Genomic DNA, 21,881 nt, shown 5'->3' with positions numbered 1-21,881 from the left:
TCGGCCCCAGTCACGGATTCGAGTGAGGGCCGTGGCGCGGATGGTCGATGAGCCTGCTTGTCGTCGGTTCGGCTCGCTTCGCGCGGGCCGATGAAAAGGGAACCCGGTGCGAATCCGGGACTGCCCCCGCAGCGGTATGCAGGAACGAACGCCGTCACAAGCACTGACCCGCGTCGGGTTGGGAAGCGACGGCTAGTAGGTGTGCGGTGAGCCGCACGCGCCTGCGAGTCCGAAGACCTGCCGCCGACCGCGCGCGATCTCGTGCGTGATGTACCCGTGCCTTCGAGGGGAGGGCGGCGGGGCGGTCGGCCCGCGCGCCCACAGCGCGTTCCCCTCCGCCTGCGCTCTTTCCCCGCGTTTAATCGCGTTCACCGGGAGAGAGCCTTGCAAACCTCCACTCTTGATCTCACCGTTACGCCCCCACCCGTCAGCCCCTCTCGGTTCCCCGATCCCCAAGCAATCATGAAGGTTCGCAAGCGGAACGGCGCGCTCGAAGACGTCAACGTAAACAAGATCGTCCGCGCCGTGCAGCGGTGTGCGGGCGGACTACCGACCGTCGATCCGATGCGCGTGGCCGTGAAGACGATCGGCGGGCTTTACGACGGCGCGACCACCGCGGAACTCGACCGGCTTTCGATTCAGACTGCTGCGGGACTCATTGCGGAGGAGCCGGAATATTCACGGCTCGCGGCCCGGTTGCTCGCGACGTACATCGACAAAGAAGTCACGAATCAGGACGTTCACTCGTTCTCACAGTCGATCGCGGCCGGGTACCGGCACGGGCTGGTGGCCGAGGGGACGATGGGGTTCGTCGCGTCTAATGCGCGCAAGCTCAACGCCGCGGCCGGCGAGCCGCAACCGGACCTGTTTGAATACTTCGGGTTGCGAACGGTCTACGATCGTTACCTGCTCCGGCACCCCGAAACGCGCCACGTCATCGAAACGCCCGCGTTCTTCTTTCTGCGTGTCGCGTGCGGTCTGGCCGATTCCGCCGCGGACGCGATCGAACTGTACCGGCTGATGGCCGCGCACCGCTACCTCCCGAGCACGCCGACGCTGTTCAACTCCGGCACCGCGCGCCCGCAAATGTCGTCGTGCTACCTGCTCGACTCGCCCACCGACGACCTCGAAGCGATTTATGACCGCTACACCGACGTCGCGAAGCTCTCGAAGTTTGCAGGCGGGATCGGGCTGGCATATCACCGGATTCGCTCGCGCGGGTCGCTGATTCGCGGCACCAACGGGCACAGCAACGGGATCGTTCCGTGGCTCAAGACGCTCGACTCGTCCGTGGCCGCGGTCAACCAGGGCGGCAAGCGCAAGGGCGCGTGCTGCGTGTATCTGGAGTCGTGGCACGCGGACGTTGAAGAGTTCCTGGAGTTGCGCGACAACACCGGCGACGCGGCCCGGCGGACGTACAACCTGAACCTCGCCAACTGGGTGCCGGACCTGTTTATGCGCCGAGTCGAGGCGGGCGAGGAGTGGTCACTGTTCGACCCGAAAGTGGTCCCGCACCTGACCGACCTGTTCGGTGAAGCGTTCGACGCGGCCTATGTAGAAGCCGAGAAACGCCGTCTCGCGTCGAAGCGGGTACCGGCCCGCGACCTGTACGCCCGGATGATGAAGACGCTGGCCGAAACCGGCAACGGGTGGATGACCTTCAAGGACGCCTGCAACCGCACCTGCAACCAGACGACCGCGGCCGGGACCGTCGTTCACAGCTCGAACCTCTGCACCGAGATCGTCGAGGTCACGTCGGCCGGTGAAACTGCGGTGTGCAACCTCGGCTCGGTCAACTTGGCCCGACACGCCACGAAGGACGGTTTCGACTTCGCAGCGCTGGCCGAGACGGTGCGGACCGCGGTGCGGTTCCTCGATCGCGTCATCGATGTGAATTTCTACCCGACGCCGGCCGCGGCCACGTCCAACGCGCGCTGGCGCCCGGTCGGGCTGGGGGTGATGGGCCTTCAGGACGTGTTCTTCAAACTGAAGCTCCCGTTCGACGCGCCCGCGGCCCGTGAATTATCGCGCCGCATTCAGGAAGAGATTTACTACCACGCGCTGGCGACGTCCTGCGACCTCGCCGAAGCACGCGGACCGCACCCGACGTTTGCCGAAACGCGGGCCGCGAGCGGCGTGCTTCAGTTCGATTTGTGGGACGTCATTCCAACAGATTCGGCTCGGTGGGACGCACTGCGCGCGCGCATTCGCACGCACGGCTTGCGAAACTCGCTTCTGGTCGCCATCGCGCCCACGGCCACAATTGCTTCAATCGTCGGTGCTTGCGAGTGCATCGAACCGCAGGTGTCGAACCTGTTCAAGCGCGAAACGCTCTCCGGCGAGTTCCTCCAGATGAACCGCTACCTCGTGAACGATCTCAAGGCGCTCGGGTTGTGGACGGACGCAGTGCGAACGAAGATCAAGCTCGCCGACGGCTCGGTTCAGGGCATCGAAGAACTGCCCGCGGCTCTGCGTGCGGTCTACCGCACGGCGTGGGAGGTGCCGATGCGGGCACTCGTCGACATGGCCGCGGACCGCGGGCCGTTCATCGACCAGAGCCAGTCGCTCAACCTGTTCCTGGAAAACCCGACCATTGGCAAGATGTCGTCAATGTACATGCACGCCTGGAAGCGCGGATTGAAGACCACCTACTACCTCCGGTCCCGGCCCGCGACCGGCATCGCCAAAACGACCGTGACGAAGGCCGCGCCCACTGATGAAGCGGCGGTGACGTGCTCGCTCGAAAACCCCGGCTCGTGCGAGGCGTGCCAGTAGCCGTGGCCTGCTCTTGAGTGTAGTCCGCGAGCGGTCCTTGGAGTTTTCGAGTGTGGTCCGCTCGCTCCGCGAGCGGTTGGCATTCGCAGACCAAGTGCGGCGCCCGACTTCCTGAGAGCCAAGAACCGCTCGCGGAGCGAGCGGACCACACTCGAATGCTCCAAGAACCGCTCGCGGCTCGTTCATCCCTACTCACTCTCAAAAAAATACAGTGATTCACGGAGATTTTCGATGCTCCTCGATCCCGGCATGAGTCTGACCCTGCGGCCGATGCGGTACCCGCATTACTTCGAGATGTACAAGGACGCGATCAAGAACACCTGGACGGTGGACGAAGTGGATTTCTCCACCGACCTCACCGACCTGCGGTCGCGCGTGACCCCGGCCGAGCGTCACTTGATTCACCGACTGGTCGCGTTCTTCGCCACCGGCGACTCGATCGTCGGCAACAACCTCGTGCTGAATCTCTACAAGCACCTGAACGCGCCGGAGGCGCGCATGTACTTGTCGCGGCAACTCTATGAGGAGGCGCTGCACGTCCAGTTCTACCTCACGCTGCTCGATAACTACCTGCCAGACATGGCCGAGCGGGAGGCCGCGTTCGCCGCGGTGGACACCATCCCGTCGATCAAGCTCAAAGCCGACTTCTGCTTCAAATGGATCGATTCGGTCGAGGGCCTGGACCAACTCCGCACGCGGGCCGACCGCCGGGCGTTCCTGCTGAACCTGATCTGCTTCGCGGCGTGCATTGAGGGCTTGTTCTTCTTTGCCGCGTTCGCCTACGTGTACTTTCTGCGGTCGAAGGGGTTGTTGCACGGCTTGGCGACCGGCACGAACTGGGTGTTCCGCGACGAGAGCGCGCACATGGCGTTCGCGTTCCGGGTGATCGACACCGTGCGCCGCGAAGAACCGGGCCTGTTCGACGCGGAACTTGAATCGCAAATCGTCGCGATGCTGCGAGAGGCCGTCGAGTGCGAAACGACGTTCGCCCGGGACGTTCTGGGGATGGGCGTCGCCGGGCTGTCGCTCAACGACCTCCGGTGCTACCTGGAATACGTTGCCGACCAGCGCCTGACCGCGCTCGGCGTCGCACCGGTGTTCGGTGCGAAGAACCCGTTTGATTTCATGGACTTGCAAGACGTCCAGGAGCTGACCAACTTCTTCGAGCGCCGCGTGTCGGCGTACCAACACGGCGTCACCGGAGCGGTGGCGTTCGGCGAAGATTTCTGAGCGTTTGAATGCGGTACTGTACCCCGAAGGGGTTGCACATCGCAGCCCAGGGTCGATCGCAACGCGAGCGCACCCTGGGGAATTTTCACGCTGCTTTTTCTCGACCGAATTCATCAAGTCCATACCGCGCGAAGATCTCCGCCGGCGTCAGCCACACGACTTTACCGTCACGCGATTCACACACCGGGCGCCCCAACCGAGCGTGTTCGAGGAGCGCTTCCTTGTTGGCCGCGGCGTGTGCCCGGTCGATCGCGGCGAGGTCAATCAGGTCAGCCGTCGGAAGGGTTGTTTGCTCCGCCATCGTCCGCACTCCTGTTAAATTGGCCCCACCGGTCCGGATCGAGAATCGTGTCGAAAAAGCTGTTGTTGAAGGCGATCAGGCGCCGGACGTTGTGAGTGTTATCATACACCTGCCACGTCGTTACCACAGGCCGATAGAGTTCCAGAAAGTTGCGCACGCTGCGGACGTACCGTCTTCGGACGGTGTCGTCGGGGACGTGATGCCCACCCGCGCGCACTCGTTCAGCGACCCGACCAATAGCCAGTTCCGGACTATCGAGCCAGTAGTAAAGCAGGTGGATCGCGTATCCATCGCGGGCCAGTTCGCCGAGCCACCGCGCGTAGGCGCGGCCCGATAGCGTCGTCTCGAACGCGAAACTTTGGCGCACGGCAGCGAGTCCGTGAAGGTGGTCGAGCATCACCCGCCCGGCCTTCGCCGCGACTGATTCCACGTCGAAAGCGTTCAGTCCGCGGGCAATCGTGTCCGCGTTCGTGAACGAAGGGATGCGCATGGCGTCGCGCAAAATATGCTGAGACGCCGTCGTCTTCCCGGCGCCATTAATGCCCGCGAGAACAGCAACTTGCGGGCGCGGGGTTGAAGGTGTAGCCACGGGCGACTCCTTTGCTGTGCGAAAGCAGCCAACAGTGAACCGAAGCGCTTCACCGGATTACGGCGCGTGTTCGTAGAGCACTTCGCACAGTTTGCCGAGGGCCTTTCCCTCGCGGGCGGAGGTTACGCCTTCCGGGAGCGGCACGTTGTTTACGATGATGCAGAAGTAGAGTTCGGTTCCGTTCTTGGTGGTCATCGTGCCGGCCAGCGCTTTGCTTTTAAGAATGAACCGCTCGTTCGCGTTGTCGTACCAGATGAGCGTGCCGGTTTTCGCGAACGCCTTTCCGCGCGCCGGGCTGTCTTCCTTCACCGATTCACTGAGCGTGCCGTCCACGCCGAGAATTGGCAGCGCGGCCTTGTATGCGTCCCACTCCGGGCGCTTCGCCATGCCCTGAATGACTTGCACCGTCGCTCGGGCACTCGCGTGGTCCGCCGGTGATCCACCCGCGCCGCTACCGAACGAGACCGCGTTCGTGTCCACGCCCAGTTCCTTCAGGATTTTACCCTGCTCCCTGAGGCCCGATTCGACCGTGGATTGCCCCTTCGACGCGGCCACGAGCGCCGGCAGCGCGCTCGCGTACAGATTGTGACTCACTTTCAGCGTTACGCGGATCGTGTCCTTGAGCGGCGCCGAGGCGAGCGTCGCGAGCTTCGGGAGCTTCTCGTAGTCGTTCTTTGAGGGCAGGGGGCTGGGGGAGGGGCGGAGCACCGCGCACTGCGCTTGCACCCCGTTGCGCCGGAGTGCTTCGATGAAGAGCGCGCGGGCGAAGAGGGCCGGTTCGTCCACGTTGTAGATGCGCACGTGCGGCTTGCTGCCCAGTGGCACTTTTCCGCGAACGGCAAACTGTGTTGGACCGACGGCGAGTACGTGGAGATTCGCTGACGACTTCTCGGAACCCGTTCCGACGCTCGCGTCGAGTGTGTAGAAGGCCGTTTCCGGCCGCATTACCACCTTCGCGGGAGCGCCCTCCTTATCGCCCGGGGTGACGATCACATCGATGGCGTTATCGTTCACGACGATCGGGGACACCGAGTCCGGGCCGCTCCCGGTACCGCGGGCGCGGGCGAACAGCCGGTCATCAATGAGCACTTCGCCGTCGATCTGCGTGATGCCCGCGGCCTTCACTTGCTTCGCGAGGTCGTTCAGCCCCGCGAGCGGGTCCGTATCGGTCACCTCGCAGTCGCCGAACCCGCCGTTCGCGTAGGTGTGGTCCTTGTCCTTGAAAACGATCTTCCCGTCTTTCGCGGTGCGCCCGCCGAGCATGAGATCCCCGGACGCGACCACGACCAAGTCACCGCGGAGCGTGCCCTTGAGCACAAGACCGCGCTGGTACACGCACGTTTCCTGCGTGTGATCCGGTCCGAGCGCGACGAGGGCAGCGGCGCTCGAAAAGAGCTTCGTAACCGACGCGGGGGCGAGCGTCGCATCGGGGTTGCGCGAATAGACAGTGGCTCCCGTTTTTGCGTCTGTGACCAGAATGCCCCAGGAGGCGTGCTTGTAGTCGGGGCCTTCGATGACGGCTTCGAGTTTCTCTGTCAGTGCGGCGGGAGGTGCGGCCGCGGCGGGAACGATCCAGGCGATTACGAGCAACGCGAGCGCGAGCGGGGAACGGGCACGAACCACGGCGACCGCCTTTCCGGATTGGGGAACGTGATGTGAAGATCATGGTACCCGCCCCGCACCACGTGTGCGAGCGCGCGCTACGCGCAGTGCGTTAACTTTGGATTGTGGCCCCAGCGTGACGCGGTCGGATTCAATCTGGAGGGGGGAAAGCAATCGGGCGGCGCGATCGCGCGTGAGCGGGAACCGGTGCCGATCCGAGATCTGTACTGGAAGCGGTTAGGGCGAGTGCGCCCGCGCACCTCGACGACCGACGGTGTGTTGCGCCACTGTGAGCGGCCGTGGGCCTGATCCTGACAAGGACACGGGGCGGGTGTTTGGTGCTACTCGTCGATATCCTGGGGGCTCATCACCGACCCAAGCGAGTGCTCACCCGGTGAGCGTTCTGCTTACTTGTGCCGGGTCGTCAGTTTGAAACTGCGGAACACGAAATGACCACGCCCGAGCGCGTCCTGCGCCCGGGCGTAGTCGCGGCCGTGGCTTCCGTGCCAGCCGCCTGGTCCGTGTGTTCTCGAATCTTTAGCGGTCCAGTTTGCTGATGCGGAGCCGGTCGAAGTGCGGGCGCGGGAACGAGACCGTGTCCGTTCGGACGGATGCGCCGCTCGCGGTGCCCGTGCCGTCCGCGATGCGCACGAACGGGAGGAGCACACGGTCGCCGTCCCTGGCGAATTGCGCGTCCTGCGCATACCGTGTGTTTTCGCGCGTCTTGGCCGTTCGGCGCTGCGTGAGTCGCGCGGTCTCGAACTTGGTGCGCTCCCAGGTGTTCGTGAGTTCGCGGTGTCCGGGGCGGAGGAACATGGCCTTCGCCAGTATGCCGCGTGCTTTACCCAGTTTGCCCATCTCCAACAGTCCGCCCACAGCGACGCGGATGACGGTCACATCGCCGGGGGCTTGTTCGGCCGCTGCCAGCATCTCGCAAACGCCGCGCCGCACTTGACCGCAGCGGGCCGCGGCCCGACCGAACGCGGCGCGGTAGAGCAGGTTGGTGCCGTCGAGCAGCGTCGCCTTGCGGAACGCGACCGCGGCCTTGCGATCGCACCCCTCCGGATCTTCTTCCCACGCCCGCCCTGCCAGGTAGCGCGTGCGGGCCTCCGTCACATCGAACCCGGCCGCGGCCTTCAGGTGCCGGCGGGCGGTGGCAAAGCGCCCCAGGTCGAGGGCGATGGTGCCGGCCAGTTGGTGGCCCTCGGTCGCGATGTCCGCGGGCACATCGGGCCGCGCGAGTAGCAGCTCCAGTTGGGCCAGTGCGTCCGCCTTGCGCCCGTTCTCGGCGATCGCGCGGATCGATTCCCAACCGGTTTGGATCAGGGTGAGCGTCCTGCTCATGCCTCTGCACTCCTTGCAGCGTGTGCGCTGTGCGGTGACCTGTGAGTTGGGAAGATATACCGGTCACGACCGGGTGTGCAAGTACGAAATCGTGTGCCGTTTAAATCGGAAAAATCGGGGAGAAAAACCGGCGCGGGGCCTTGACTCGCGGCCTTGTGCGGATGGGGTCAAGTCGCACCTTCACAATGGCCGATTACGCACCAACAGGGAAACAGTTCGCCCCCCTGCCGAGCGCGAAACACCAAGATGGAGAAGCGGTCGTGGATTGGTCGCACTTCGGCATGGACCGCCCGCCGTTCCGCCCGGCCGTAGACGCCGCGGCGTACTACCCCGCGCCCTCGCACGCGGCGGCACTGGCCGCGCTGGTGGCCGCGTTCGCCCGACGCGACCCGGTCGTTCTCATCGACGGCCCCTCTGGTGTGGGCAAGTCGCTCGTGGCCCGCAAGTGGCTCGACGACCTGCTCCCGGACGTGCCGCGCGTGCTCCTCCCGAACGCCCGCGCCGAGACCCCGGCCGACCTGCTTCAAGCGATCCTGTTCGACCTCGGCAAACCCTATCAGGGGTTAAGCACACAGGAACTCCGGCTCGCGGTCACGGGCCACCTGCTCGACGCCGCGGCCAGCGGGTTCCCCACCGTCATCGTGATCGATGAGGCCCAGCACCTGAGCCCGTCCGCGCTCGAAGAACTGCGGTTGCTCGGCAACCTGGAGTCGCGGACCGGCGCCGTCGCGTTCGTGGTGCTGGTCGCGCAACCCGTGCTGCGGGCCGCACTGCGCGGGTCGGCACACGCCCCGTTCGCGGACCGGATCGCGGTCCGGTGCCTGCTCGCGCCCCTTTCGGCCGAAGAAGCGCCGGCGTACCTGCACCACCAGGTGCGAGCGGCGGGCGGCGAACCGCTGAAGGTGCTCGACGAGGGCGCAACGGCCCTGATCGCTTCCGCGTGCGGCGGGCTGCCGCGGGTGCTGAACCGCGCCGCAGCGCTGGCGTTCGAGTTGGCCGCGGAAGCCGGGGCCGAGGTCGTGGACGTCGAGGCCGCGCTCGAGGCGCTCGAGCGCCTCGGGATCGCCCCTCCGGACGAGGACGGGACCGGTGACGCGGTGCTGCTCCCGCACCCGGGGCGCGAAACGGAGCCCGAGCGCCGCACGAAGCGGAAACCGGCCTCCGGCGAGCGCGGCGCCGCCCGCGGACCGAAGGTCAAGGCGGTTCGGAAGCGCCCGGCGTGACGCCGGGGCTGAGGGTTCGATGTCCGTCAGTTCGCACGCGGGAGTAGTGCCCGCTGCGTAAAGAAACGTGACCGCTCGAGTTGGCTAACAGGGGCACGGAATGAGCCGGGTGTTTAGCGCGCTGACCGGATCGAATCTGGCTCGCTCGATCGCGAGCGAGGAACCGCACATGGACGACGAACTGTTCGTGGTCGGCGCCGAGGACGCGCCGTTCGTCGAGATCGGCGGTCCGGGCGGTCCCGTGTTTTCAGGCGCGCCGAAGCCGGAAGTGAAGCGGCCGGAAGCCGTGCGCTCGTTCCCGCGCATCGCGACGCCCGCTCCGATCCCGGCACCGATTCCCCCGGCGCCCGCTCCGATCCCGGCGCCGGTCGTTGAAACGTCGGCCGCGTCCTTCCTGTCGGTGCGGTTCCACGACACCGCGCCGCGCGTCACCGGGCGCACGGGCGGCCCCGACGCGGGGCTCGTCGCGCTGCACTTCCCCGATCACGCGGTGAGCGCCGAGTACCGCACGCTGCGCGACGAGGTCACGAAGCAGCTACCGGGCGCGACCTCTCGGGCGCTGATGTTCACGGCCGCGACCCCGCAGGCGGGCACCACCACGGTGCTGCTCAACCTCGCGCTGACGCTCGCACGCGACGGCCAGCGCGTGCTGGTCGCCGACGCGAACTTCACGCGCCCGGGGATCGCCAACAGCCTCGCGCTGCGGCCCAGCCCCGGCCTCGCGGAAGTCCTCGGCCAGCACCTCCCGCTCCCGTGGGCGCTCCAGCCCACCCCGCTCCCGAGCCTCCAGGCGCTCGCCGCGGGCGCGGCCCAAGACAGCACCGCCGGTGCGATGGGGCACGACTTGCCGAAGCTGGTCGCGCAGTTGCGCCAGTGGTTCGACTGGGTGCTCATTGATGCGGGCGTGTGGGGCGTGGTGCCGGAGCGCGACGCGACCTGTTCGGCCGCGGACGCGGTGTACCTCGTCACCCGGGAGCCGGATACGGAGCGCCCCGAGTTCGCCGGGCTGAAGACGTGGGTGAAGCAATTGGGTGGTTCGCTCCGCGGGTACGTGACCACACGGGCCTAGCCCGTCGCATTGAAGCAGCACAAGCACCGCGGGTCGTGAAGTCGAAGACGCTCAAATGGGCGTCTTCGACTTCACGACCGCGGTGCTTGTAGTGCTTCAATGTTCGATGAGTCGGGGTTTTTGTCTGCTGTTCGTGGCGCGTGCCACGGACAGCAGACAAAACATGAGGGGGTCAACGTAAGTAATGGTGGTGCGGGCGGTAATTACTTGTAACACCACACTTCGATTAGCCGCTACGGAAGGTACGGGGATTGCATCCGGTCTTGTCGGTGCGTGTCCAAAACGAGTGGCGCGACCCCGGGGACAGGTCGGTTTAGGGTTTTGAGAAGCGGGGCCTGAATCGAATCGGATCGGTCCGTTATCAAAAGCAATGTCCCGCACCTGTGCTAGTGTTCGAGTACGAGTGGGGTTCTGCCCCAAGCCGGCGACGAGTCACATTGGGCCGGCGGCACGCGACGCCCGTTTCGTTTCGAGACCGGATTCCTCACGATCCGGTGTTCGCGCGTTCGCCCACCAGCGCGGCTATTTCGAGATCAGTGATGCGCAATCTTTCCCCACCGATACCCACCAATTGCCCTTCCAAATGGTCACTTTGGGAGCGAACAATACCACCAACCCCTTGCACGGTCCGAGCAGATGAGAGAAAGTGGAGAAAACGGGTAACGGTGGTGAATCCCCAATTTACCTCCGATACTCTTCATGGGAACCACACGCTCGCTCCGCTGGAGTCACACCATGAAAGTGCCACGGTCGGCCCGTCTGGCCGCCTGTTTTGGTCTTCTGATCGCTGCCGCCTTTGCCGCCACCGCGCCCGCCGCCGACCCCGCCCCGAAGTGGGACCCGGCGCACGACCCAACCGGAAGACCTCACGGAGCTGAAATTGCTCCAGGCCACCGTGAAGGACGTGGTCGACAAGTGCTCGCCCGCGACCGTCGCCGTGCTCTACGGCGCGAGCCGGGAGCGGCGTCATCGTGAGCGAGGACGGGCTCATCCTCACCGCGGCGCGTGATCCGCGATTACGAGCTCCCGAAGAAGGGCTCGCTCGAGGGCCGGGCGCTGCCGTTCGTCGCGGGCAAGGAGTGTACCATCCGGTTGCCCGACGGCGACACCGTGGAGGCCAAGACCCTCGGGATCAACGAGGGCATGGACAGCGGCATGGTGCAGATCACCGGCAAAAATCGAAGAAGGGCACGTGGCCGAAGGACGGTAAGTGGCCGTTCCTGCCGGTCGCGAAGTCCGGCACGTTACAAAGGGCCAGTGGGTCGTCTCCCTCGGGCACCCGAACGGCCCGCGCGACGGCCGCCCGCCGGTCGCCCGCTTGGGGCGCATCGAGGGGAGCACGAAGAGCGTCCTGCGCACCAACTGCACGCTGGTCGGCGGCGACTCCGGCGGCCCGCTGTTCGACCTGAACGGCAACGTGGTCGGCATCCACAGCCGCATCGGGCTCCCGATCTCGCAGAACATCCACGTGCAGGCCGACCAGTTCAAGAACGACTGGGACAAGCTCGTCGCCGGCGAGTGGGTGGACAAACCAGCGAGCGCGACCAAGGGCGGCGGGGCGTACATCGGCGTCGTGTTCTCGGACGACGAAGAGGACGACGCCTGGTTGAAAGAGGTCGAGGACGACGGCCCGGCCGGTAAGGGCGGGCTGAAGATCGGCGACACGATCACCAAGTTCAACGACACGCCCGTAAAGACCGTTAAGGCGTTCCGCAAGCTGATGGAGTCCGCGAAGCCGGGCGACAAGGTGCGGATCACCGTGCGGCGCGGGGCCGCGGTTCTGGCTCTGCCCGTCACCCTGAGTAAGCGGGCGTAAGGCTCCCCGGTTCCCGCGCCACCAGGCGCGGGGCGGGGTCCGAGGCACACGCGCCCGAAATCGTCCTTTCCTCCCAACGGGTTCCGAACCCGTGCACGTTCCCAACCAGTTTCTTTCTCACCTACCTAGCGGAGTTACGACCGATGATCGCGCGTCTGATTACCACCGCCGTGGTGCTGGCTGTTGCTGGTTCCCCGGCCCTCGCCCAGATCGGAAAGGATGCCAAGCTGCTCGCGCCGTTCAAGCCGGTCGTGGCGAAGGCGAACGAATCGACCGTCCGGATCAAGTGCGACGACAAGGACACGATCCTCGGCACCGTTGTGGACGAGGCCGGGTACATTCTCACGAAGGCGAGCGAGCTCCGGGGCACGGTCTGGGTCCGGCTGCCCGACGGCAGCGAGTACGAAGCGACCACCGTCGCCTCGCACAACGCCACGGACCTCGCGCTGCTGAAAGTGGACGTGAAGGGCCTGAAGGCCGTCACGTTCGCGGACACCGAGAAGGTCCCCGCCGGGAACTGGGTGGCCGCGTCCGGCCCCACGAGCGACCCGATCTCGGTGGGCATCGTCAGCGTGATGACGCGCAACCTGACCGGGCGCGACACGGCGATCGTCAACCCGAACCGCGGGTACCTGGGCATCTACCCGGCCGACGAGAAGGACGACGAAGGGAAGCTGCTCGGCGCCAAGATCGCCGAACTGAGCCCCGGCGGCGCGGCCGATAAAGCCGGCCTGAAGTCCGATGACGTGATTGTCGAGATGAACGGCAAGAAGATCATCGGGCAGACCTCGCTCCGCGACTTCCTGGACACGCTCCGCGAAGCGACATCATCAACGTGAAGGCCAAGCGCAAGGGCGAGACGAAGGACTTCAAGGTGACCCTCGGCAGCGCGCCGAAGGACCGCGGCGACGTGCAGAACTCGATGGGCAGCACGCTGTCCGGGCGCGGACCGGGTTCGAAAGGTGCTCCAGAGCGACCTGGTCGTGGACGCGAAGGATTGTGGCGGCCCCGTGGTCGACCTCGAGGGCAACGTGCTCGGGATCAACATCGCCCGGGCCGGGCGCGTGGAAACGTGGATTCTTCCGAGCGAAGTGATTCGGCCGCTGCTCCCGCAATTCAAGTCCGGCAAATTTGCGCCGGTCAGCGCCAGCACCCCGCGCTGCCGGTCGCCCCCCGCGCGCGCAAGTCGGGCAACTGAGCCCGCGAAGCGCCTCTGAACCAACGGACCGCCGCACGAAAATCGTGCGGCGGTTCTGTTTTTGTACCCCGCAACTCGTTTTCGTGCCTCGAAATACCACTCGCTCGTTGACACGCGCGGTTCGCCAAGAGACTCGGGCGAACCGCGCGTGTCAACGAGCGAGTGCGTTGCGGGCAGAAACAATTTCCGCCGGCGCCGTTGGGGTTGAATCCGGTTCGCGGGACCGCTTACCATTCCCGGTCTGCCGCGCTCGCTTGTCCGATTCGGGCGATCCGACACGACCGCGGCGGTCGCACGGACGCGGATACATGCCGACGATCAACAAGCGCTTCCTCCTCAGACTCGTCCTCGTTCTCCTCGCGGGCGCCGGCGTACTGCTCGGGGCACACGAGATCCAGGCGCAGCGCATCCCGGCCGCGCTCCGGCAACAGTCCGAGCGCGCCGCCGACGCGGGCAAGTCGGACATGGCGGTCCACTACCTGCGCCAGTACCTCGAGTTCCACCCCGAGGACGTGGGCGCCCAGGTGCAGCTCGCGGACCTGCTCGCGAAGCGCCCCGAGACCCAGAACGGGCGCACCCAACTGCTCTTCCTGTACGACAAGATCCTCCGCCTCGAACCGGACCGGCACGACACCCGGCGCAAGGCGCTCACCGTCGCGCTGAAGCTCGGGAAGTACGCCGACGCCGTGACCCACGGGGAGGAGCTGCTGAAACAGTTCCCGACCGAATCGGCGCTGTGGCACGAGATCGCCGAGGCGCACGCCGGGATGAACCAGAACGCCGCCGCGCGCAAGTCCTACGAGGCCGCCGTGCGGTGCGCCCCGGACGAAATCATCGGCTACCAGCAGCTCGCGCAGCTCGTCTGGAAGAACCTGGAAGACGGGCCGGGGGCGCGCGAGGTGCTCGACCGCATGGTGAAGGCGCTCCCGCAGGAGCCCGAAGCGTTCCTGATCCGCGCGCGGTTCGAGACGTTCACCGCCGAGGACCCGGGCCAGGCGATCGGCGGCAGCCCGTACAAGCGCGCGGCCGCGGACCTCCAGCGCGTCCTCGAACTCGACCCAGAACACGCGGAAGCGGCGCTCCTGTTGGCCGAAATCATGCAGCGCAACCGCAACGTCCCGGCGGCCCACGCGCTGCTCCGCGACGCGGTCACCCTGTACCCGAAGAACCTGAAACTCGTCCGCGGGCTGTCGTGGTTGGAACTGATCCGCGGGAACACCGCCGCGTCGATCGCGGTCCTCGAAGACGGACTGAAGGCCACGCCCAACGGCTTCGACCTGATGGTCCCGCTCGCGGACCTGCTGGTTCATCAGGGCGACACGGTCCGCACCGCCGAGCTCCTGCGCCGGCTCGAAACGCGCAAGGCCCCGGGCACCCAGGTGAAGTACCTGAAGGCCCGCATCGCGATGCGCGAGCAGCAGTGGCAGCAGGCGGTCACGATGATCGAGGGGCTGCGGTCCGAGATCGTCGGGCTCCCGGGGCTGGACATCCAGCTCAACCTGCTCCTCGCGACGTGCTTCGGCAAGCTCGGCGACCCGGCCGCGGAGGAAAAGGCCTACCAGCGCGCCACGAACGGCGACCCGAAGAACGTGACGGCCCGCGTCGGGCTGGGGAACCTGTACCTGAACCTCGGCAAGTTCGAGGCCGCCGCCCGCGAGTTCGACAGCGCGCTCCAGTCGCCCTACGCGACGGGCGCGGTCGTCTCGCAGTGGGCGCGGCTCAAGGCCCGGCTCCTCGCCCCGAACGCGGCGGAGGGGTGGCACCGGCTGGAAGACGCGCTCGCCCGGCAGTTCGCGCCGCGGTTCGCCCGCGGGTCGTCCGAACCGGTGGTCCTCGTTGCCGAGGTGCTCGCCGCCCAGGGCCGGCTCGGGGACGCGGTGCGGCTCCTGCGCCAGGAAGCGGTGCGCCGGGCCGGGGACGCGCGCCTGTGGTCCGCGCTCGCGCTCATGACGGCCGACCTGAACGGGTGCGCCGCGGGGCTGGCCGCGCTCGACGAGGCCCAGGCCTCGGCCGGGGACTGTGTCGACGTGCGGCTCGCACGCGCGGCCCTGTACGCCCGCGAACCGGGCCACGTGCGGTCCCTCGACCCGCTCGACGATCACATCGAGAGCTGGCCGGAGAACGAGCAGATCCGCCTGCTCTCGGGCCTGATCGAAGTGTACGACCGGCTGGGCGACAACGCGAGCGTGGTCCGCGCGCTCCGCGGCATCATCTCCCGGCAGCCGGCGAACTCCGCGATGTGGTTGAAGCTCCACGAGCGCTCCGGGGCCAGCGAGGGGAGCGCGGCCGCGCGGAGCGCGCTCGCGAAGCTCGAGGGCGAGACCGGCCCGTCCGTCGCCCTGTGCGACGCGCGCACGGCCACGCCCGAAACGGCGGCCCCGGTCACGAACCGGCTGCTCCTCGCGTTCGGCGCGAGCCCCACACGTGCGGATGCGTGCCTCGCACTCGCGCGCCTGAAGCAACTCACCGGCGACGCGGACGGCGCGAGCGCGCTGATCGAGCGCGCGTTCGTGCTGGAGCCGACCCGGTACGAGTCGGCCGAAGCGCTGCTCGCCCACCTGGGGCAGTCGGGAGCGACCGACCGCACGACGCAGTTCCTCACGCGCCTGGCCAACGACCCGCGCTGGGCCGGCGAGCCGTTCCGCCGAATGGTCGGGCACGTGCTCCCCGCGCTGCCCCCCGGTGCGGCGACCGCGGTCCTCACGCGGTGCCGCTCTCTCGTGGCGCGTGACGCCGGCGGTCCCGCGTGGGCCGCGGAGTGCGCCGTCGCCCTCCGGCACCCGGAGGCCGCGGTCCTGCTCGACGAGGCCGCCAACCAGCCCCGCGCGACCTCCGACGACTGGCTCCGCAAGGCGCTCTTCGTGTCGGCGTCGAACCCCGCGGCCGGGCCGGAAGTGCTCGCCGCGGCCCGGGCCAAGCTCCCCGTACCGGCGTACTTCGCGCTCCTGGCCGTGTACTGCGACACCGCCGCCGGCAGCACGTTCGTACCGGACGTGGCCGACCCCGCCGACAAGCGCGTGCTCGCGCAAGCGCGGCTGTCGGTGAAGCTCTGCAAGTCGCAGCCCGCCGAGGGCGCCAAGATCCTCGAAGCCCTTCTCGCGCACAAAGACCTCAGCGCGACGGACGCGGACTGGGCGCGGCGCAACCTCGCGATGATCTACGCGGTCGGCGGGACCGCCGACGACCGCACGCGGGCGATGGCGCTGCTGAAAAACGTGACCACGACCGAGAAGGCCACCCCGGAAGAGCTGCGGGCCACCGCGAGCGTGCTCACGACCCTGGGCCGCTACCTGGAAGGCCCGGACCGGCGCGACGTGCTGAACAGCGCCATCGCGTCCCTGGCCGCCGCGCACAAGGTGACGAACGCGCCGAGCTACCTGTTCGCGATGTCGCAACTGTACCGGGCGATCAACGAGCGCACCAAGAGCCGCCAGTGCCTCCAGCAGTTGCTCAACGACCCGAAGGACCCGTCGTACTCGTTCTACCTCCGCGCCGCGCTCGACGAACTGGTCGAGGACGGGAACTTCGCGGCGGCGGCCACGTTCGCGGGCAAACTGACGGCCTCGCACGGGGGCGACTTCGGCGCGCTGGCGAGCGTCGCGCGGTTCGAGTGCCGGGCCGGGCGCCCGGAGCGCGGGCTCGCGGTCGCCGAGGACTACGCCCGGGTCGCCGATTCGGGAACGGGCGACTACCTCGTGCGCTCCGCGCGCGTCGCCGAGTTGCTCGACGAACTGAGCCGGATGCCCAACGTGCGCGGGACCCCGGTCGCCCGCCGGATGACGGACGCGGCCGTCGAGCGGTACACGGCCGTCGTGCCGAATCGCCCCGAGGCGATCGTCGGCGCGGCCGGCGTACTGGCCGCCGACGGGCGCGCGGCGGACGCCTTCGACCGCGTCGAGCGGTTCGGGCGCTACTTGCCGGCGCGCCTGCGGGCGAGCGCGGGGCTGGCGATCGTGCGCGGCGGGCCGGTCACGGACCGGCAGGGCGAACTCGTGCGGAAGTGGTTCGACGACTGTTTGGTGGAGGAGCCGGACTCCGTCCCGCTCCTGCTGAACCGGTCGGAGTTCCTCGCGATCCGGCGCGACACGAAGGGCGCCATTGAGGGTTTCGAGAAGGTGATCGCGAAGGAACCGCGCAACGTGATCGCGCTCAACAACCTCGCGTGGCTGCTCGCCGCGGACCCCGCGACGGCCGAGAAAGCGCTGGAACTGGTGGCCCGCGCCACCCGCGAGAGCGGGCTCACGGGCGACCTGCTCGACACCCGCGCCCGGGTCCAGATCACGCTCCGGCAGTTCGCCGCGGCCCAGCGCGACCTGGCGGAAGCGATCAGCCAGGACCCGACCGCGCTGCGGTGGTTCCACGTCGCGCTCCTGCGAATGAGCCAGTCGCCGCAGAGCACCGAGGAGGCGAACAAGGCCTTCCAGGAGGCGAAGCGCCGCGGGATCGACGCGCGCGGCGTTCACCCGGCGGACGCGCCGATGTTCAAGGTGCTCGACGCGGCAAAAGTGAAGTAGGAAGTAAGTAGCAAGAAATCGGAGCCGCGGATGACGCGGATAACGCAGATTAAGACCAGAAATTGAATCTTATCTGGTTCTGATCTGCGTTATCCGCGTCATCCGCGGCTCTTTTTGTCCCACTCACTCTTCGCGCGACACTTCCCCCACGACCAGCGTCACGTCGTCGCTGAGCTTCTGGTCGCCCCGGAACGCGCGCTGGTCCGCGAGCAGGCGCGCCGTGAGTTCGTCGGCGGTGCAGGCCCCGTGCTGCGCGAACGCGCGCTCGAGCCGGTCGGTGCCGTAGCCCTCGCCCATCTCGTTGCGCGCCTCCACCAACCCGTCCGTGTAGAAGCAGAGCCGGTCGCCCGGTTCGAGCTGGACCGTTTTCTCGCGGTACTGCTCGTCCGGGACGATGCCCAGCATGAACCCCGTGACCGAGAGCGCCTGCACCGCGCCGGTGCGCGCGACGAACCGCAGCGGGTACGGGTGCCCGGCGTTCGCGTAGGTCAGCACCCGGGTGCGCCGGTCGAGGACGCCGTAGAACGCGGTCACGAAGCGCTCGTCGGCGAGCCCCTGCAGCCGCGCGTTCATCTCCGAGAGGACGGCCCCGGGCGAGATCGTGGCGCCCGACACGTCCGCGAACGCGGTCCGCGACAGGATCGCGACCATCGCCGCGGCGATGCTGTGCCCGCTCGCGTCGGCGATGAGGAACCCCAGGTGGTCCGGCCCCGGTTGCGCGACGTCGTAGTAATCGCCACCGAGGTGGTCGAGCGGGGCATAGTGAACGCCCCACCGCAGTTCCGGCCAGTCCGGGGGCGCGTGCGGGAGCAGCAGCCGGGTCTGGAACCGTCCCGCGGCGCTCAGGTTGTACCGCAACTCGGCGTCCCGCGACATGATCTCGTCGAGCGCGTGCTTGAGCTCGCGCGTGCGGTTCTCGACGAGGCGGTTCAGGTCGTCGGCGCGCCGGAGCATCAGCATCCGCGTGGACACGATCCCGAGCACGCGCCGGTCGGCGTCGACCACGGGCAGGTGCCGCACGCGGTGCCGGTCCATCATCGAAACGGCCTCGTCCCACCCCACATCGGGCGCGATGGTGAACGGGTCCGGCGTCATCCACTCGGCCACGGGCGCGTCGCGCCACCCCGGGTCCGCGTCCGCGACCCGGCGCAGCAGGTCGCGCTCGGTGAAAATGCCGATCAGCGTGTTCGCGCCGTTCACCACGATCACCGCGCCGATCCGGCGCCGGTTCATCTCCCCCATCACGTCCCGCATCGGGCACGTGCTCGGGACCGTCACCGGTTCGGCCTGCATGACCTGGCGCACACTCAACGATTGTTGCCGCATGAAACGAGTTCACCTGTAAAACCACGCGCTGGGAACCGCGAAATCCGATCGGCGCGATTTGAGGGGAAATTATAGGCGCCGCGGGCCGTGTCGATGTGAATCCCGTGAATGCGCCCAAAGAAGCTTGAACTCCCGCGCCGATACGACAAGATACGCAGCAGACCGACCCCGCTGGAGTGAAGCCGATGCCGATCTGGGTGCGACAGGCCGCGGCGATCCCGGTGCGCGACGGCCGCGTGTGTTTGGTCACATCCAGTAGCGGGCGCCGGTGGGTCGTCCCGAAGGGCCAGATCGACCCGGGCCACACCGCCGGCGAAGCGGCCCTCGTTGAGGCGTGGGAAGAAGCCGGTCTCGTCGGGGCGCTCGACACCGAGCCGCTCGGTTCTTACGCCTACGAGAAACTCGGGCGCGAGCTGCACGTTCTGGTCTACCGAATGACGGTCACCGAGGCGCGCGACGAGTGGCCCGAGCGCGACCTGCGCGTGCGGGCCTGGGTTACGCTCGACGAGGCCCTCGACCGGATCGAGGAGCCGGGGCTGCGCGATCTGCTCCGGCTCTCCTTTCATCTGAAGCACCCGATTCGGCCCGTTCTCGCGACCGCGTAAACGCAAAAAACACACCCGCTCATTTCGCGGTTCGCCAAACGCCGAGGCGAACCGCGAAATGAGCGGGTGTTGTGGTTCTCACTTCACCAGCGGCAGAATCACCCGGTCTACGTCCGCCTCGGTCTTAACGGGCGGCACGCCGCCGTGCAGTTCCCACGACTCCTTCAGTTCCGCGGACGCGCCCGGGGCGAGCGCGACCAGTTCGCCGACCGTTTCCATTTCCAGCATGTCCTCGTTCGAGAACGTCTGGTACCGCGTCCCGCGGTCCGGGTACACGGCCCCCTCGCGGTAGTCGAACCGCTTCACGAACAGCGCGCCGGAGTTCAGGTACGCGACCCAGCCCTCGCGGTGCGCGAGCCCGATCTTGGTCGGCCCCTTGTCCACGTCCTGGCGCAAGAGCGCGTACTTCTTGCCGAACGTCCAGCGCGTGTCGGCGAAGTCGAAGTACGGCCACAGGATCAGTTCCTGGTTCGGCGCGAAGTCGGCCGGCGATTTGGCGTTCTTCGGGTGGAGCGGGTGGTTCTTCTTGGGCGGCAGCGGGATGATCTCCACCCCACCCGGCGCCATCACGGTCGGCCCCCAGGGGGCGAGTTCGGTCGGCGCGTTTCCGACGTTCGTGACGCGCAGGGTGACGTCCACTTTGGTGCCGCTCGCGCCCAGGCGGAGTTCCATCACCTTCTGTACGCCGTACTCGGTTTCCGGCGGCGCGGTGATGCGGGCCGCGTGGGGGCCGATCTGCTCCCACTTCACCGGTCGGTTGTCCGGGAAGTACGTCCGCGTGAGGTCTTCGGGGGAGAGCCAGAAGCGGTGCCCGCCGCGGATCTGCCACTCGGCCTCGCCGGTGCCGCCCATCATGGAGTCGTAGTTCTTCAGCACGTTGAACCCGCCCGGGAGCCGGTACGCGATCACGCGCGGGCCGACGTCGAGCGTCACGACGAGTTCCACGTCACCGTTGCTGAGGCGCAGGTTGTTTTTCCAACCGCGGTATTCGATCACATCCACGCCAGAAGCCTCGGAAGGGAGAAGGAAAACAAAAGAACGGCCGGCATGGTACCATGCCGGCCGTTCGGAGGGTATCGTTTCGCGTTACTTCGCGCTCAGCAGTCGGACCCCGAAGCGCCACGTCCCAACGGTCCCGAGTGCGATCGCCCCGAGGAGCAGACCCGCGGGCGCGGGTACCGGGTTCGGGTTGCCGGGGTTCCCCGGGTCAGTTGGGTCGGTCGGGTCGGTCGGATCATCCGGCCCACCCACGGGCGGTGTGGTGACCGTCGGAGGCGTCGTACTGGGGGGTGTTGTGGTGCCGCCCCCGCCAACCGGGACCGTTTGACCGTTCCCGCCGGGGTTCCCGGCGAAGAGCCCGCCACCGCCACCGGTGTTACCCAGTCCGCCCGCACCACCGCCCATTCCGCCACCGGAGCCGCCACCCGTTCCAGCTCCACCGGCCGTCAGTGCCCGGGAGAAGGCCCCGCCCGCACCGGCCGCACCGCCGCCCTTGAACCGCAGCGCGAACTGCGACTGGGCCACGACCTTGTCCGCGTTCTCGATGCCCTGCAGCCGGATCAGCTCACGGCCGCGCAAGTCGGGGTTCTCGTAGAACAGTGCGTCGTCGCGCCCCGTCAGCGAGTCGAGGAACGTCTGCGCCCGCTGAACGTAGATCGGAGCGTCGGCCTTCGGGTAGTCCGCCTGGAAGTCGCCCGCGAACAGGTCCAGTTTGAGATCACCCATAGCCGGTTCGGTTTCCTGAACGATTTCCCACAGCGCGATCTGGAACGCGACCGCGTCGTCCGGGTTGACGGCCTTCAGCGCCGGGTCGCGGAAGTACCGGCCGAACAGCTCGGTGACGAGCTTGGTGCGGCGGTTCGCGACGTCGTTCACCTTGTCCTTGTCAACGCCGTCGACGTTGTAGTTCCCGGGTGCGTAGATGTCGTTCACCCGGAAGCGGTAGAGTTTGTTCTTGGTGATCGGTACCAGTGCTTCGGCACAATACCCGGTGAAGTTCCGGTCGAGGCCGTTGGTGCCGAACTCGGTTTGGGGGACTTCCCACCGGAACACGCCCGCGTTGCAGGCGCCTTCCTTCCCCTTCCACTTGTACTTGAACGACTCACTCGGCTCGAGTTTTGTGTAAAACACCTCGAGAGCCGGCTCTTGAGCGCGTGCTCGCGTTTGTAGGACCATCGCCAACGGAAGGGCCGCGATCAGCGCGACCAACCGGGTGCGAGCGAAGGTACGGGCCATGACGGACGATCTCCAGCATGGGGCGCTAGAACCGGAAACGACGGGACGGATTGG

The 21,881-nt window shown here is 67.3% G+C and carries 16 protein-coding genes and 1 riboswitch; of the genes, 9 read left to right on the top strand and 7 right to left on the bottom strand.

From position 1 onward, the window contains the following. The first annotated feature begins 47 nt into the window (after positions 1–47). Positions 48–259: riboswitch (cobalamin riboswitch) on the top strand. A gap of 203 nt (positions 260–462) precedes the next feature. Together J8F10_RS12760 and J8F10_RS12755 are read left to right on the top strand one after the other, a co-directional pair. Further along, entirely contained in the window at positions 463–2,775 is a 2,313-nt protein-coding gene (locus J8F10_RS12760) for a ribonucleoside-diphosphate reductase subunit alpha (RefSeq protein ID WP_390891139.1), read from the top strand. A gap of 231 nt (positions 2,776–3,006) precedes the next feature. Beyond that, entirely contained in the window at positions 3,007–4,005 is a 999-nt protein-coding gene (locus J8F10_RS12755) for a ribonucleotide-diphosphate reductase subunit beta (RefSeq protein ID WP_210654183.1), read from the top strand. An 85-nt stretch (positions 4,006–4,090) separates the two neighbouring features. On the opposite strand, the gene J8F10_RS12750 is transcribed toward J8F10_RS12755, so the two are convergent. From J8F10_RS12750 to J8F10_RS12735, 4 genes are all read right to left on the bottom strand, one after another. Continuing rightward, a complete protein-coding gene (locus J8F10_RS12750) occupies positions 4,091–4,306 on the bottom strand; it encodes a hypothetical protein (protein WP_210654182.1) in 216 nt (71 codons plus the stop codon). Beyond that, positions 4,275–4,895 carry a zeta toxin family protein gene (locus tag J8F10_RS12745; RefSeq protein WP_210654181.1) on the bottom strand — a complete coding sequence of 207 codons (621 nt, stop codon included), beginning with the start codon at positions 4,893–4,895 and terminating at the stop codon, positions 4,275–4,277. Before J8F10_RS12745 ends, J8F10_RS12750 begins: the two co-directional genes overlap by 32 nt. 57 nt (positions 4,896–4,952) lie before the next feature. Beyond that, positions 4,953–6,518, bottom strand: a complete 1,566-nt coding sequence (dacB, locus tag J8F10_RS12740) for a D-alanyl-D-alanine carboxypeptidase/D-alanyl-D-alanine endopeptidase (protein WP_210654180.1) — start codon at positions 6,516–6,518, stop codon at positions 4,953–4,955. Between the two features lie 516 nt (positions 6,519–7,034). Continuing rightward, positions 7,035–7,841: a hypothetical protein gene (locus tag J8F10_RS12735; RefSeq protein ID WP_210654179.1), complete on the bottom strand. Its 807-nt coding sequence runs from the start codon at positions 7,839–7,841 to the stop codon at positions 7,035–7,037. Positions 7,842–8,101: 260 nt separating this feature from the next. Between J8F10_RS12735 and J8F10_RS12730 the strand changes: the two genes are divergently transcribed. From J8F10_RS12730 to J8F10_RS12705, 6 genes are all read left to right on the top strand, one after another. After that, positions 8,102–9,064, top strand: coding sequence for an ExeA family protein (locus tag J8F10_RS12730; RefSeq protein WP_210654178.1), 963 nt, complete (start codon positions 8,102–8,104; stop codon positions 9,062–9,064). A gap of 100 nt (positions 9,065–9,164) precedes the next feature. Beyond that, positions 9,165–10,133 (top strand): hypothetical protein, encoded by a 969-nt coding sequence (locus J8F10_RS12725; RefSeq protein ID WP_210654177.1) that lies wholly within the window; start codon positions 9,165–9,167, stop codon positions 10,131–10,133. Between the two features lie 1,210 nt (positions 10,134–11,343). Next, positions 11,344–11,949, top strand: a complete 606-nt coding sequence (locus J8F10_RS39835) for a S1C family serine protease (protein ID WP_210654176.1) — start codon at positions 11,344–11,346, stop codon at positions 11,947–11,949. Between the two features lie 143 nt (positions 11,950–12,092). Beyond that, the gene (locus J8F10_RS12715) at positions 12,093–12,788 is read left to right on the top strand and encodes a S1C family serine protease (protein WP_210654175.1); all 696 of its coding nucleotides are present in this window, start codon (positions 12,093–12,095) and stop codon (positions 12,786–12,788) included. 123 nt (positions 12,789–12,911) lie between these two features. Continuing rightward, a complete protein-coding gene (locus tag J8F10_RS12710; protein ID WP_210654174.1) occupies positions 12,912–13,166 on the top strand; it encodes a serine protease in 255 nt (84 codons plus the stop codon). 289 nt (positions 13,167–13,455) lie between these two features. Next, a complete protein-coding gene (locus J8F10_RS12705) occupies positions 13,456–17,661 on the top strand; it encodes a tetratricopeptide repeat protein (protein WP_210654173.1) in 4,206 nt (1,401 codons plus the stop codon). Positions 17,662–17,784: 123 nt separating this feature from the next. Here the strand turns inward: J8F10_RS12705 and J8F10_RS12700 are convergent, their stop codons facing one another. Then, positions 17,785–18,987 carry a PP2C family protein-serine/threonine phosphatase gene (locus J8F10_RS12700; protein ID WP_246523235.1) on the bottom strand — a complete coding sequence of 401 codons (1,203 nt, stop codon included), beginning with the start codon at positions 18,985–18,987 and terminating at the stop codon, positions 17,785–17,787. Between the two features lie 185 nt (positions 18,988–19,172). On the opposite strand from J8F10_RS12700, the gene J8F10_RS12695 reads away from it, so the two are divergent. After that, positions 19,173–19,592 carry an NUDIX hydrolase gene (locus J8F10_RS12695; protein ID WP_210654172.1) on the top strand — a complete coding sequence of 140 codons (420 nt, stop codon included), beginning with the start codon at positions 19,173–19,175 and terminating at the stop codon, positions 19,590–19,592. Positions 19,593–19,670: 78 nt separating this feature from the next. On the opposite strand, the gene J8F10_RS12690 is transcribed toward J8F10_RS12695, so the two are convergent. Continuing rightward, complete coding sequence (locus J8F10_RS12690) at positions 19,671–20,594, bottom strand: hypothetical protein (protein ID WP_210654171.1); 924 nt, start codon at positions 20,592–20,594, stop codon at positions 19,671–19,673. Positions 20,595–20,678: 84 nt separating this feature from the next. Continuing rightward, on the bottom strand, positions 20,679–21,827 hold the full coding sequence (locus J8F10_RS12685; protein WP_210654170.1) for a hypothetical protein: 1,149 nt from the start codon (positions 21,825–21,827) through the stop codon (positions 20,679–20,681). Between the last annotated feature and the right edge of the window lie 54 nt (positions 21,828–21,881).

It is taken from the genome of Gemmata palustris (assembly GCF_017939745.1).
Lineage (GTDB): Bacteria > Planctomycetota > Planctomycetia > Gemmatales > Gemmataceae > Gemmata > Gemmata palustris.
The sequence above is the reverse complement of the archived record's forward strand: the minus strand, read 5'-3'. Positions and strand labels throughout refer to the sequence as shown.

What these genes read in the sequence shown, in the direction of transcription:
- J8F10_RS12735 (WP_210654179.1), bottom strand. Translation starts at nt 7,841, where the DNA reads ATGAGCAGGACGCTCACCCTGATCCAAACCGGTTGGGAATCGATCCGC.
- J8F10_RS12695 (WP_210654172.1), top strand. Translation starts at nt 19,173, where the DNA reads ATGCCGATCTGGGTGCGACAGGCCGCGGCGATCCCGGTGCGCGACGGC.
- J8F10_RS12700 (WP_246523235.1), bottom strand. Translation starts at nt 18,987, where the DNA reads ATGCGGCAACAATCGTTGAGTGTGCGCCAGGTCATGCAGGCCGAACCG.
- J8F10_RS12755 (WP_210654183.1), top strand. Translation starts at nt 3,007, where the DNA reads ATGCTCCTCGATCCCGGCATGAGTCTGACCCTGCGGCCGATGCGGTAC.
- J8F10_RS12705 (WP_210654173.1), top strand. Translation starts at nt 13,456, where the DNA reads ATGCCGACGATCAACAAGCGCTTCCTCCTCAGACTCGTCCTCGTTCTC.
- J8F10_RS12725 (WP_210654177.1), top strand. Translation starts at nt 9,165, where the DNA reads ATGAGCCGGGTGTTTAGCGCGCTGACCGGATCGAATCTGGCTCGCTCG.
- J8F10_RS12760 (WP_390891139.1), top strand. Translation starts at nt 463, where the DNA reads ATGAAGGTTCGCAAGCGGAACGGCGCGCTCGAAGACGTCAACGTAAAC.
- J8F10_RS12685 (WP_210654170.1), bottom strand. Translation starts at nt 21,827, where the DNA reads ATGGCCCGTACCTTCGCTCGCACCCGGTTGGTCGCGCTGATCGCGGCC.
- J8F10_RS12750 (WP_210654182.1), bottom strand. Translation starts at nt 4,306, where the DNA reads ATGGCGGAGCAAACAACCCTTCCGACGGCTGACCTGATTGACCTCGCC.
- J8F10_RS12715 (WP_210654175.1), top strand. Translation starts at nt 12,093, where the DNA reads ATGATCGCGCGTCTGATTACCACCGCCGTGGTGCTGGCTGTTGCTGGT.